Annotated in this window: 13 protein-coding genes; 2 read left to right on the plus strand and 11 right to left on the minus strand. The window is 54.5% G+C overall.

Going from position 1 to position 13,074, the window contains the following annotated elements; genetic code table 11:
* Window positions 1-27 precede the first annotated feature (27 nt).
* On the plus strand, window positions 28-1,047 hold the full coding sequence (locus tag BUC26_RS01530) for a hypothetical protein (protein WP_073373060.1): 1,020 nt from the start codon (window positions 28-30) through the stop codon (window positions 1,045-1,047).
* 101 nt (window positions 1,048-1,148) lie between these two features.
* On the opposite strand, the gene secB is transcribed toward BUC26_RS01530, so the two are convergent.
* From secB to BUC26_RS01545, 3 genes are all read right to left on the minus strand, one after another.
* Window positions 1,149-1,625: a protein-export chaperone SecB gene (secB, locus tag BUC26_RS01535; RefSeq protein WP_073373061.1), complete on the minus strand. Its 477-nt coding sequence runs from the start codon at window positions 1,623-1,625 to the stop codon at window positions 1,149-1,151.
* Between the two features lie 162 nt (window positions 1,626-1,787).
* Window positions 1,788-4,649, minus strand: a complete 2,862-nt coding sequence (uvrA, locus tag BUC26_RS01540; protein WP_073373062.1) for an excinuclease ABC subunit UvrA — start codon at window positions 4,647-4,649, stop codon at window positions 1,788-1,790.
* 19 nt (window positions 4,650-4,668) lie between these two features.
* Window positions 4,669-5,097: a CoA-binding protein gene (locus BUC26_RS01545; protein ID WP_073373063.1), complete on the minus strand. Its 429-nt coding sequence runs from the start codon at window positions 5,095-5,097 to the stop codon at window positions 4,669-4,671.
* 199 nt (window positions 5,098-5,296) lie between these two features.
* Here BUC26_RS01545 and glyQ point away from each other — a divergent pair, with 199 nt between their 5' ends.
* Window positions 5,297-6,175: a glycine--tRNA ligase subunit alpha gene (gene glyQ / locus BUC26_RS01550; protein WP_073373064.1), complete on the plus strand. Its 879-nt coding sequence runs from the start codon at window positions 5,297-5,299 to the stop codon at window positions 6,173-6,175.
* 828 nt (window positions 6,176-7,003) lie between these two features.
* Here the strand turns inward: glyQ and BUC26_RS01560 are convergent.
* The 8 genes from BUC26_RS01560 to BUC26_RS01590 all read right to left on the minus strand — a co-directional run bounded on the left by BUC26_RS01560 (window position 7,004) and on the right by BUC26_RS01590 (window position 13,072).
* Window positions 7,004-8,107 carry a tyrosine-type recombinase/integrase gene (locus BUC26_RS01560; RefSeq protein ID WP_073373066.1) on the minus strand — a complete coding sequence of 368 codons (1,104 nt, stop codon included), beginning with the start codon at window positions 8,105-8,107 and terminating at the stop codon, window positions 7,004-7,006.
* Between the two features lie 82 nt (window positions 8,108-8,189).
* Entirely contained in the window at window positions 8,190-9,542 is a 1,353-nt protein-coding gene (locus tag BUC26_RS01565) for a hypothetical protein (RefSeq protein ID WP_073373067.1), read from the minus strand.
* A 24-nt stretch (window positions 9,543-9,566) separates the two neighbouring features.
* Window positions 9,567-9,755 carry a hypothetical protein gene (locus BUC26_RS01570; protein WP_073373068.1) on the minus strand — a complete coding sequence of 63 codons (189 nt, stop codon included), beginning with the start codon at window positions 9,753-9,755 and terminating at the stop codon, window positions 9,567-9,569.
* A 16-nt stretch (window positions 9,756-9,771) separates the two neighbouring features.
* Window positions 9,772-11,439, minus strand: coding sequence for a type II secretion system protein GspD (locus BUC26_RS01575; protein WP_073373069.1), 1,668 nt, complete (start codon window positions 11,437-11,439; stop codon window positions 9,772-9,774).
* Complete coding sequence (locus tag BUC26_RS01580) at window positions 11,420-12,325, minus strand: zonular occludens toxin domain-containing protein (RefSeq protein ID WP_073373070.1); 906 nt, start codon at window positions 12,323-12,325, stop codon at window positions 11,420-11,422. The genes BUC26_RS01575 and BUC26_RS01580 overlap by 20 nt, the downstream gene beginning before the upstream one ends.
* Complete coding sequence (locus tag BUC26_RS01585; protein ID WP_073373071.1) at window positions 12,322-12,582, minus strand: hypothetical protein; 261 nt, start codon at window positions 12,580-12,582, stop codon at window positions 12,322-12,324. Before BUC26_RS01585 ends, BUC26_RS01580 begins: the two co-directional genes overlap by 4 nt.
* Window positions 12,579-12,743, minus strand: coding sequence for a hypothetical protein (locus tag BUC26_RS23345; RefSeq protein WP_153307067.1), 165 nt, complete (start codon window positions 12,741-12,743; stop codon window positions 12,579-12,581). The genes BUC26_RS01585 and BUC26_RS23345 overlap by 4 nt, the downstream gene beginning before the upstream one ends.
* 2 nt (window positions 12,744-12,745) lie before the next feature.
* Window positions 12,746-13,072, minus strand: a complete 327-nt coding sequence (locus BUC26_RS01590) for a hypothetical protein (RefSeq protein ID WP_073373072.1) — start codon at window positions 13,070-13,072, stop codon at window positions 12,746-12,748.
* Window positions 13,073-13,074: the final 2 nt, after the last annotated feature.

Consider the following 13,074-nt stretch of genomic DNA (forward strand, 5'->3'; position numbering starts at 1 on the left):
TTTCATCATTCAGGCAGGGAGATTATCATGAACAGGCTGAAATATCTGATGGTCGGATTTTTGGCATTACTGTTGGCCGGATGTGGCCAGACCGTCGTCGAAACACTTAACGTTCCTCAAGGACCGGGGCTCAATGGACTGGGTCAAGGGAAAACCGCGGTCATTCTGCCATTCGCTGATTATTCCTTTGCAGACAACCTCGCATCCGCCCATCGGCGAAACCTGCAAATCTCAGAATCCTTGACCGACCGGTTGGTAGCCAACGGGTTTCGCTTACCGATTCAGGAGGATGTCTTCCGCTACATGGTCGACCAAAGCCTGATCAACCTCGTTGCCTACGAGGAAAGTCATTCCACTTCGCTGAACAATGAACTAACCGGCGATTGGTCCTCCGTTATGAAAGAGAAGATCCGGGGATATATTTTACAGCAACAGGTTGCCCGCGACAATAAAGCAGTTTCTGCACCGGGAACCCATGGGCTAACCACGGACAATATTCGTAAAATCGGACGACAATTTCAGGCCGACTATATCATTCGTGGCCGCGTCCTGGAATTCAAGACCCGTCAGGAAGCCACGTGGGAGCCATGGAAAAAGGGCGTCCTTCCCTTCGTACTTGGCGGCACCAGCAGGATAGCCTACGGTTTTGCCGGATCCGATCAATATGATCGCTGGGAACAGATGACCGCCGGTGCCGGCTGGGGCGGGCTGATTGGCTCTGAAGCGGAGTGGCCCTATGATCCTGACTCCGGCCGCACCTACTTCGGCGCAAGCAACTCCACGACCAATTCTATTTTCTGGGCCGCAACAGGAGCCGTCTTTGGAGATCAGGCATTCAACAGCGGTCGTGTCGATCAAGCAGTGGTGCAGATGAGAATCTGGGTCCAGGAAGCCGCCACGGGTAATATCGTCTGGACGAACCGCATCCGTGTCCAGGTCTCTCCGGAATCGTTCTTCTCTGACAGTCAATATGATGCGTTGTTCGACAGCGCAATTGAAAAGGCCGTGACCAGCCTCGTTGACGACTTCGTGACCTACGGCCTCTAATCCCCCACTAGCATCCCCCTGCCAAACAACAAACGCCTCTGCAATCTGAATTGACTGCAGAGGCGTTTATATTTGCGGTGCTCAGATCGATTATCGATCAATCAATTCGAGGTTGAATTCTCTTTCTGCGAATTCTGAAAAAGGGCCAGGAAATTGATCGGCTCCATCAGGAACGGCATGAATCCGCCGTCTACCGCGGCCTGACTGACAACTTGCCGGGTAAACGGAAACAGCATGGTCGGGCATTCGACACCGAGCACCATGGCGAGGTGCTTTTCCGGGATGGCTTTCATCAGGAAGATGCCGGCATGCTCCACTTCGAGCATGAATAACACCTTTTCCTCATCGCCCTTGGTCGTCACCTTGGCGGTGATTTCCATGGACACCTCCCAATGTTCGTCACCGATCTTACGGTTATTGAGCTTCAGATTCAACTCGACATTGGGTTCCGCCTTCTGCGTGTTGCGGAAAACCTCAGGCGCGTTGGGGTTCTCGAACGAGAGGTCCTTCACATACATCTTTTGCAAACGGAGGATCGGTTTTTCCGTTGATTCTGTCTCTGCTGCCTTGTCCGTCATGTCATATCCTCGATTGAAATTATCGGTAAATCAGTCGCTTTCAATGTCGCGGCCATTTAACTGTATTATGGCTGCAGGCGCAAGTTTTTTACCTGACCGGCCGGGCTAGCCGGACCGGATCTGACCTTCTCTTGACCCGGTGGAAAAGCTTGATCAGCGGCATCAACACTCATTACCGAGCTCCTCTTCCAGAATTTGCTTGAGAAACCTCCCGGTAAACGAGGCCGGTTCGGCGGCGATCTCCTCCGGTGTGCCGGTGGCAACGATCCGCCCTCCGCTGTCACCACCTTCCGGTCCGATATCGATCAGCCAGTCCGCCGTCTTGATGACATCGAGATTGTGTTCAATCACCACCACGGTGTTGCCCTGGTCGACCAGCCGCGTCAACACGGACAGCAAGTGTTTGATATCGGCGGGATGCAATCCGGTCGTCGGCTCGTCGAGGATGTAGAGTGTCCGCCCGGTGCTACGCGCCGACAGTTCCTTGGCTAGCTTGACGCGCTGCGCCTCCCCACCGGACAGCGTGACCGAAGACTGTCCAAGCTTGATATAGCCGAGGCCCACATCGGCCAGCGTCTGCAGCCGGCTGGCGATGGCCGGCACGTGCTCGAAAAAGAGAAGCGCTTCGGAGACGGTCATCGACAGGATGTCGTGAATGGAACGCTCTTTGTACAGAATTTCCAGCGTCTCCATATTGTAACGCTTGCCGTCACAGCGCTCACAGACGACATAGGCATCGGGGAGAAAGTGCATCGCAATCCGCAGCACTCCCTCTCCATCGCAGGCCTCACAGCGTCCGCCTTTGAGGTTGAAGCTGAAGCGGCCGGGCTGGTAGCCACGGGCCCGCGCTTCCGGCAATTTGGCGAACAATTCCCGAATCGGCGTAAATACACCGGTATAGGTTGCCGGGTTGGAGCGGGGGGTACGACCGATCGGACTCTGGTCGATATCGACCACTTTATCGATCAACTCAAGTCCGGTCAACACGGCGCCGTATCGCTCGATTTTCCGTTTCCTGCGGGACGTTCCCTGCCGGGCCAACGGAAACAAGGATTCCATCACCAAGCTGCTCTTGCCCGACCCCGAAACCCCGGTGACCGCGATCATCACTCCGAGCGGAAAGGAGACGGCAACTGACTTTAGATTGTTGACGCAGGCTCCGGTCAACCGCAATTCTCTGCGCTTGCTGCCCGTATGCCTTGCCTGGCGGCGATTTGCCGGCACGGCAATGCATTTCCGGCCCGCCAGGTATGCCCCGGTCTCCGATTCCGGGCAATCAAGAAGTCCGACGACCGGACCGTTGTAGACGACTGTTCCTCCGCGAACACCGGCCCCCGGTCCCATATCGAGGACATGGTCGGCTGCCAGAATGGTGTCCGTATCGTGCTCAACGACAATCACGGTATTGCCGAGATCCCGAAGTTCAAGCAAGGTATTTATCAGTTTTTGATTATCGCGCTGATGCAACCCGATACTCGGTTCATCCAGGATATAGAGGACACCGGCCAGACGGGAGCCGATCTGCGAGGCCAAGCGAATTCGCTGGGCTTCACCACCGGACAGGGTCCCCGATCGCCGGTCCAGGGTCAGATACCCAAGACCGACATCCTCGAGAAACGAGAGACGATCAACGATCTCCTTCAGGATCGGTTCGCCGATCGTCCGTTCCCGCTCAGAAAACGGTAGCAACGGCAGCTCGTGCAACAACATGCCGATGGACAGCTCCGTCAGCTCATGGATATTGTACGAACCGATCCTGACCGCCAGAGCCTCGGGTTTGAGACGGGCTCCACGGCAGGTCGGGCAGATCTGCTCGTTCATATAACGGCCGAGTTCTTCACGGATCATCGCCGACTGAGTCTCATGAAACCGACGATTTAGTTGCGGGATAACCCCTTCGAATTGCTGCACCGCCGTCATCACCCGACGCCCCTTCTGGTAATGAAACGATATTTCTTCACTGCCTGATCCATAAAGCACCGCTTCTTTCTGTTTCGCCGACAACTCGGCGAACGGTGTATGCAGGGTAAATCCATAATGCGCTGCAACATCGGCCAGCATCTGCCCGGTATAGGTTGCCTCGTTCCGCCAACCCCACGGAGCAATAGCACCAGCAGCGATGGCCAGGGTGTCGTCAGGTACGATCAGCGACTCGTCAAAGAATTGTTTGACGCCAAGGCCGCCGCACTCGGGGCAGGCACCCTGCGGATTATTGAAGGAAAACAATTGGGTGGTCACCCGCGGCAGAGAAATACCGCAGGCATGACAGGCGGCCAGTTCACTGAACAATTGTTCCCGACCGCCATCGGGAAACAAGGCCAGCAGAAAACCGGAACTAATCTTGACCGCCGTAGCAATGGAGTCCGACAAGCGCCGGCGGATCGACTGTTGGACGACGAGGCGATCGACGACGATGTCGATGGAGTGTTTTTTATTCTTCTCCAACTCCTCAACCTCGTCGGCATGGACGATCTCGCCATCGATACGGACTCGGACAAACCCTTCTTTCCTGATCCGGGCCAGCAATTGCTCGTGCCGGCCTTTACGTCCGGTAACCATTGGCGCGAGAAGAATTACTTTGGTGCCGTCGGGTTCGCCGAGAAGCGCATCGACCATATCCTCGACGGACTGGGAACGGATCTCCGAGCCGCACTGCGGACAGCAGGGTTGACCGCAGCGGGCGAAGAGCAGACGAAGGTGATCGTAAATCTCGGTCACCGTGCCGACCGTAGAACGCGGGTTCTTGCTCGTCGTCTTCTGTTCAATCGATACCGCCGGCGAGAGACCCTCCAGGGAGTCGACCTCCGGCTTGTCCATCTGGCCGAGAAATTGCCGAGCATAGGTGGACAGGGATTCGACATAGCGGCGCTGGCCTTCAGCATAGAGTGTATCAAAGGCCAGGGTCGATTTACCGGAACCGGATAACCCGGAAAAGATCACCAGGGCATTGCGCGGCAGGTCGACGTCGATGTTCTTCAGATTGTGCATCCGCGCGCCGCGGATACGGAGGATTTGTGGTTCCATGGACCTTCGAGGACCTGCTTTAACTGAGCCGCCGCGCGCCGAGCAAGCGCTGGTGATCGATCTTGATACAGCGATCCATGATGCAGAAAAGACCTGCCGCTTCCGCCTGAACAGCCGCTTCCTCGTTGACGATTCCCTGCTGTAGCCAGACGGCCCCCGCACCGATGGCCACCGCCTGAGCGACGATCGGCAGCACCTCTGCGGCCTTCCTGAAAACATCGACAATGTCGACCGGCTCGGGTATCTCGTCCAACCTGGGGTAACAGGTTTGCCCGAGAATCGTGTCCTGCCCGGGATTGACGGGAATGACCCGGTAACCCGCCGCCAGCAGGTAGCGGGCGATCTGGTTGCTTGGTCGCTGCTCTTTCGGCGACAGACCGACCACGGCGATAACCCGGGCCGAACGCAACAATGACCTGATCCGCTGGTCGTTATCGTTGACTTTCATGGTATACTCTCAACAAAGATGGCGCCCGATCCGTGCCGGACGGGTCATTATAATGCTGATGCGCTGGACAAAAGTCAAGATTGCAATTATAAACTGGACTGCAATCTGTGCATCACGCCGACGCGGTGCGTCGGCAACAGATCGGGCCCACCCACGGATAGCACAAGGTAGCAGAGACCAACGTCAACAAGGAGCAGCAATGAATTTCCAGGATATCATCTTCGCGCTCGACACGTATTGGGCCGAGCAGGGGTGCATCATTCAACAACCGTACGATATGGAAGTCGGTGCCGGCACTTTTCATCCGGCCACCCTGCTCCGCTCTCTCGGCCCGGAACCGTGGAAGGCCGCCTACCCTCAGCCCTCCCGTCGTCCGACCGACGGCCGTTACGGTGAAAATCCCAACCGCCTGCAACACTATTATCAGTATCAGGTGGTTATCAAGCCCTCACCGCTCGATATTCAGGAGTTGTACCTGGAAAGTCTGAAACGGTTCGGCCTCGATCTGCTCGAACACGATATCCGATTTGTCGAGGACGACTGGGAATCACCGACCCTGGGTGCCTGGGGACTGGGCTGGGAAGTGTGGCTCGACGGCATGGAAATCACCCAGTTTACCTATTTCCAGCAGGCCGGTTCGATCGACCTGCACCCGATCACCGCGGAGATCACCTATGGCCTCGAACGCATCGCCATGTACCTGCAGGGAGTGAACAGCGTCTACGACATCGCCTGGAACGACGAAGTCACCTACGGCGATATCTTCCACCGTGCCGAAGTGGAGTTTTCCACCTTCAACTTCGAAGAGGCTCCGGTCGAGAAAATGATCGGCTTCTTCAACAGTTTCGAGGAGGAAGCACAGAAACTGGTGGAAAAAGGGTTGGTATTACCGGCCTACGACTATTGCCTGAAATGTTCCCACACCTTCAACCTGCTCGACGCCCGCAAAGCGATCAGTGTCGCCGAACGGACCCGCTACATCGGCAGGATCAGAAATATCGCCAGAAAAGTCGCGGAAGGGTATGTGGCACAACGGGAACAGCTGGGCTTTCCACTACTGAAAAAGGCGGTCGCCTGAGAAAATGGCGGAAGTGCATGGGAATCGAATACATGCCATGACACATAGGTATCTGGAAAATCTATGTTTTTCCGTGCCCGATTCACTCCCCGGGAGGGTTTCGGGATGACCACTATGTTCCACTCATGATATACAAACAAAAACCGTCGTCCAGCTTGTGGGCATTGGCAATGCTTTTAAGACTCCCCACCTCTTCTTTTGTCTATTTCATCAAAAACTGCCCCTTGGATTACGTTTAATCTCCTTAAAAAATCTTTCAGATCAGGGACCATACTGATTTCAGTTATCACTTCTTCCAAACTGCCAAGCCGTTTATTCAGAATGTTTGGGTCTTTCCGATCGTCTGTATTATACATGGTAGTACTCTTCATTAAGAAGTTTGAGAAGATATCCAGATTTTCTGCTTACTCTGCACAACTCCTAACTGCCGTCATTGGCTAGACCAGAAGACGTGGCCGGCACATACCTACTTTGCTGCCACCCGTGGTAGAGTTAATGCTATACCTTGCTTAAATTCTTGTATTGCGATAATTTCACACAGTCCGCTATATGTCCGACAGGAAACTGCTTGATAAGCAATTGATACGATTGATTTAGACACAACCCATAGTTGTCTAAAAAATGCCACACCACCAAGCCCATGCAATAAAAAGAAAATCACCTTACACCGATAAAGTCAATGTAAAAGAAACATTTGTCGGCAGGCTATGCTCTGGTAAGACCTTTTTCCAAAAACCGGCTATCAGTGCAACAATAAGGTTTCGTGAAAATGCAAACACGAAAAAATGGCAGGAATTATCAGAATTTTAGGCAAGACGATCGTCAATTTTATTCCCGGACCTTCTTCAGTTTGACAACGTTTCCTTCCATCAACTCACGTCGTCTCGATACTTCTACTTTTGCGTATCGTTTCACAGAATCTAAGCGTGCATGATCGGTGATCAGTTGTAAATCCGAGAGAGCCATATTCTTTTCGTTCACGTATTGGCTGCAGCTCGAATGTTTCAATCCGTCATACATTGAGATTTGTTCATTTGCTTTTTTACACGCTTCCTTCCAGATCCGGTTCATAATCGAGCTGGTGTAGCGCTTTCCCTCTGACCGAGAATTGGAGCATGTGAAGAAATAAGGGCTCAGATCTTTTCTTACTTTCTTGATAAACGGCCTGAACAAACTATGGCAGGGAATGACATGCTCTACGCCGGTTTTCGTTCTGTTGACTAGTGTTCGAGCTGAAATAGAACGGCGAACGATAAACAAATCATTTACTGAATCATAATCAACCCGGTGAAGAGCCATTGCTTCACCTGGTCGACGTAGGTGGTACTTCAGCCAATAGAATATCGGCTGGTGCTCTTTTAGAATTTTCTCGAGGATTGACAATTGTCGGTCTTCCGGCAGCCAGGTGATAGTCTTCTCTTGAATTCGATAATGTTTCTTTTCAGGGAATGGAGGGGTGTCAGGTATTCGTCTTGATCGCCAGGCGTATGTGAGGCACGCATGAAGGCAATACATCACGTTCGCCCTGCCCTTTCCTTCACGGTTGATTGAGTTCAGCAGTTTGCGCAGGACGTCGTATTGGATTTCATGAAGTTGGAAGGGATGTTCCGTGAAAAACGGTTCGAGATGGTTCTTTATGCTGTTCCGGTAATCCTTATAGGTCGCTGGTGACAAATCGTTTTTAACGACATCGAGCCATTCATAGAGATAAGGGACGGTATCGGTCCAGCCATGGCCGGTAAATTTCTCGATCCTGAAAGTGCCGTTTTCGGTGTCTCCCTGCATGACAGCAAGGAGTTTCTGAGCGACGCGCTCACTGTACATGAGCTCGCCCTTATACCGATAGATTTTGTATTCTTTCCTCTCTAGCTTGTGATACCAGAGGACAAACCACACGCCCCGGTCTTTACGGAAATGCACGGAACCTTTCATACAAACACCCCCTGGTTGATTGGGGAAAATCATACTTGTGTTTGGCTGAAGGTTCAAGTTTGACGCTCTTCTTTGTTAGAAATTATATCGCTTGCTGGATAGTGATCTCTTTGCCGTGGGAAAAAAAACCGTTCATGCTGTCGTATTCGCTCGGGCCGGGAATCTCGCCGTATCCATACGGCCAGACTTCGTTGATCTTGGTTTTCATTTTCTCCTGGAGTTCGGAGCGGCCGGTTTTCGGGTTGATTTCCCTGGCCTTCGTTCGGCACCAGGTGTCTACCTCGCCCATCAGGTACATGGTGATCTGGTCGATGTTGTCGTATTTGCAGCCGTCGATCGCAGCCATGTTCATCGCGCAGCCGACCATCATATCGAGAAGCAGGTATTTGTCTTTTTGCGGGAGTGGTTTGCGGCGGGTGGTTGGTGGTGAGGTGCCCCAGCTGACCGATTGGACCAGCTGCCAGAACCCATGGAGTTTGGCCCGGTCCTGGTGGCGGTTCTTGCGGTCGATGGGATCTTTGGATAGTCTAGCCCATTCGTGGGTGCAGTATTTCCACAGGCCGTCTTGTTTATTCTTCAGGTCTTCCAGGGATCTGATCCGGAACTGTTTCAGTACGTTTTTCCTCAGTTGGAATTCAACGCGGGTGACTTGGGTTTGGTTGTATTCGGTCTTATTCCAGACCGAGGCGAACAGCGATTGTTTCGAGCCGTTGCGTTTGATCTCCAGGACCTTGTCGTAGATACGCATCATGATATCGCCTTCTCCGATGCGGATGCCGGTTTCCACTTCTTCCAGGTCATCGTTTTCGATATCAGGGTGGAGGTTCAGGGTGCCTTCGGTTTGGGTCAAGGTGATGCCGGAAAACCGGTTGCGATCACTGAATGAGTGCAGGCGGTTGGCTCTTGTTACCCAGCGGTTCCACGACTGCAGCGGCAGGGTCTCGATGTCCAGGCCGATAAAGTCCGTACATAGGTGGACTTCCGAAACGCTGTTCTTGATGATCTTACCGTCCCAGAGGTTGATCAGCTTGCTGATGAAGTAGATTACTTCGTTGTAGCCGGGACTCCAGCAGGACGCGGAGCCGATGTCTACCCAGACGTTCGGGGTAAGAAGGTAGTCTTTTCTGGTCGAGATGAAGATATCGACGTCGGCCCGGGAAAGGTGGAAGTTGTAACCGCCTTTCCGGCCGTTGCTGTGGCAGTTGTAATCATAGTTGTTATCCGGGCCGAGTCTGATCGGGATCTGGCTGCGCTGATCTTGCGCTTCTTCCTTGGCGTCGGTCAGGATATCGAAAAACCTTGTTGATTCAAATTGGACGTAGAGGCCGAACTTCAGCCGATCAAGACCCTTGGAGAGTTGAACCCCCCTTGTTAATCCGGCTTGGGAATGCGATGAAACGGGTGGATGATTCCGGGTGGTTGGGGTGGTGGTCATTGCGGGCTTACCTGGTGGCTGGGGTTAACGGGGAAGCCGCCCTGCGGGCGGGATGGAAAAGAGCGGTTTGTTTGCTGCGCAAAAGGCAACGTCATAAAGCTCCGGGCTCACACGGGGCGGCCCTTCCAGCTTTATGACGTTCGGATCAAGCAACGCTTCGCCGGAGGCGAAGCTAACAGCGGCTTGATGATTAAAAGAGCGGATGCGGGTCATATCGGGAGGCTCCTGGTTATGAGTTCTTCTCGATGACGTTGACCCGAAGCGAGACGATCAGGTGGCGCTGTTCGTGCTGGTCGGCGTCGTAGGTGAACAGCTGGCCGATGATCGGCAAGGCGCTGAGAAAGGGGATGTGGTCGGTTGCTTTGCCGGTTTCCTCGGTTCTGAGGCCGCCGAGGAAGATGGTGTCGCCGTCGGCGACGAGGACCGTGGAGCTGATTTCCTTCTTATCGAAGATTATGTCCACGGCCTGCTGGCCCAGGGCGGAGTCGCCGGTGACGTTCGATACGACCTGGTCGACGGTGAGGTGGATGAAGTCGCCGTCTGGTTCGATATAGGGTTGCACCCTGAAGGTAATGCCGACGTCCTGGCGCTCGATCGACGTGCCGGTGTCCTGGCCGTCGTTCTGGTTGAAGTTGGCCCTGGAGAGATACGGCACGTTCTGGCCGACGTGGATCCGTGCGGCTTGGCCGTTTAATACGGTGAGCATCGGAGAAGACAGGATCTCGCCGTGGGCGTTGCCGTCCTTGGCGGCAAAGCTCAGGCCGAGCACGTCGTTGAAATAGTCGATGAGCAGGCCGGTGTTGCGGGTGATCAGGGTGTCGAGGATGTTGTTGTTGATCGCGCCGAAAAACGATGAGTTTTCGTAGCTCAGCCGCAGGCCGAGTTCCTTGAACTCGCGATCGGTCAGGTAAGCGATGATCGCTTCCACCTTGACCTGCAGGCCGGTGCCGTCGATTCGGGTCAGGGTGGCCGTGGCTTTGTCGACCTGGTCCGCTGGTCCGGAGATGAGCAGCCGGTTGCTGCCGATGGTGCGGATCTCCAGCTGGTTATAGAGGCCGGTCAGGATCTCGGTTGCCTGGTCGACGCCGGTGGTATGGACAAACGCCACTTGGTCGACCCAGCCTTCTTGTGGTTGGTCGATGGCGTTGAGCGCCAGCCGGGCGACCGATCGCTGGTGAGCGGTGCCGCGTACCAGGATTGAGCTGTTCCAGTGGTCCGGGAAGAATGAGTTTGATTCGAGGACTTGCAGATCGGCAAGGGCTTTGAGGCCGGTGCGGACTGATATGTGTTTGAGCCGGATGACCTCGAGGTCATCGTCCAGGGGCCGGTCGATCTGCTGCAGCAGTTTGCTGAAGTCCTGGACCAGGCCGGTTGATCCTGAGAAGGCCACTGTCTGGTTGCCCTCGAAGAAGCCGACTGAGAGTTTTTGGCCGTAGAGGATTTCGGCGGCGTCCTTGACGGCTTCGGCGCTGATGTTTTGCAGGTGGTAGATGCCGGTGGCATGTTCTGCGCCGCCCTGGGTGAGCTGGGAGTCTTGTTTGATCAAATAGAACGGGTTCGGGCCGTCGATCAGCTGGCAGGTCAGGCCGATCGCGGTGACTGCGGCGGTGAAGGCGGTGATGACGTCGTGTTTATAGATATCCCGCTGCGTCCAGGAAATGAGCAGATCGCCGAGGTCGTTAAAGACAAACGGTGCACCGGCATAGTCGGCGATGGTGAAGATGACTTCTTTCAAGGGGGCGTTGTCGAAGTCGACGCTGATATAGTTGTCCGGGTTATGTCTCGGATCGCCGGTTTGTACGGTCTGCATGGCAGGGGTGCTCGTTGCCGTCAGCAAGAGGAGCAGCGCGGTTATGATGGTGAGCGGCAGCGGTGTTTTATGAGCTGGTTTTTTCATGGCTGGCGGTCCGGTTGGTGAACAGGGTTCTACCCGAGGAATCGGTTTGTCTGGTAATGGTCGGGGCGTGCACGGAGACGGCGTCAGGGAGCGGCGTTGTGGTGGTAGGTGCGGCTTTACTGGTCTGCTGCTGTTGTTTGGCTTGGTAATCGTCGATTATCTTCTTGTTGCCGAACAGATCGCCGGTGGCAAAGCTTGACTTGAAGAAGACGAGATACAGGGTCAGGCCGAGGACGATCGGGATGGCAAAGAAGACCGGATGTTTGAGGACGTTGACGTGTTTTTTGATGTTCATCTCTTCGATGTCATCCGACACGTAGGATTTATAGCAAAGGAAGATTTTCGGGTTGTAGGTTTTGACTTCCTTCTTCAGCGGCATGCCGTGCGCTTCGTCACCGGCAAAGGAATAACAGAGATATTTCCGCTGCACCGCGCCGCCGAAGAAGTTGACCTTGCGAAAGACGTAGTTCCATTCCCACAGTGAGCGCACGGCCGCGTCGACCCGTTCGGCGTTCTGGGTGATCAGCACCACATCGAAGCCGTGGTGGCGGTGGGTGGAGGCCCAATAGCCGAAGCGTTTGTTCTTCTCCATCTGCCAGTCGCGGCTGGAGAAGTATTTCTGCACTTCGTCGATAACGATCATCGCGCCGGGGATGACGTGCATCCAGAAGTCTTCGATTTGATCCGGCTCGAGGATCTGCAGCTGACGGGTGATAGCCAGTTCGGACAGGCCGCAGACGGCTTTGATCGCTTCGCGGCATTCCGGCTTTTCCAGGCCGTTGATGTTGGTGAAGACAACCCGGCCCTTACTCAGGTTCTGCAGGATGAGCACGACGGCTTCATAGGTCTTGCCGCTGCCCGGCGTGCCGGTGTAGCCGAAGATCATCGGATGGTCTCGCTTGGTCTTGTTACGCGGATTTGGCGGCGGGAGTCGAGGAATTCGTTGATCCGTTTACGGAACCGGGCCGGGGTGCCGGGATGGATTTCCAGCGTTTCGATGTCCTCGTTGGTTGCCAGCTGCAGGGTGATGCCCTTGAAGTCTCTGAAGTGTTTGAAGGCTGAAGACGTGCCAACGCTCAGTTTTTTACCGTCGACGATCAGGGTATAGAGTACGAGGCGTTCGGGGTGGTTGGTGTATCTCATGACGCAGTCTCCCGTTTGATCAGGCGGCGTTTGGTTCTCAGCACGCGGTTCAGGGCTGACATGAAGAGTTGTTTCTGGTCGTGGTCGTCGATGTGTCTGAGTTCGCGTTGCAGCCAGCGGTCAAAGGCCAGGGTGCGGAAGATATAGCGGATATGGAGCATGGTCAGACCCTCGTAATGGCTGCCGGCAGCAGGTTCAGCAGCATGCGGATAACGATTGCCCCGCCGAGGTAGGTGAAACCCTGCGGCAGTCCGATTTGGTTGATCAGCCAGATCAATTGGCTCGGCATGCTCGAATATTGGGCGGCGGCGTTGAACATCACGGCGCTGAAATCGATGGCCGCGGCAAAGGAATAAAGGACGGTGAGCAGGCCGTCGTAGATGGTGAAGAAGACCCAGCTGATCAGGTTGCCGACGTTCTCGAAGATCCACAGCACCGCGTCCCAGATCATGCCGGGGATCGATTTGATGAGGTTGATCAGGTTCGACATGG

The sequence above is a fragment of the Desulfofustis glycolicus DSM 9705 genome (assembly GCF_900130015.1).
GTDB classification, from domain to species: Bacteria; Desulfobacterota; Desulfobulbia; order Desulfobulbales; family Desulfocapsaceae; genus Desulfofustis; species Desulfofustis glycolicus.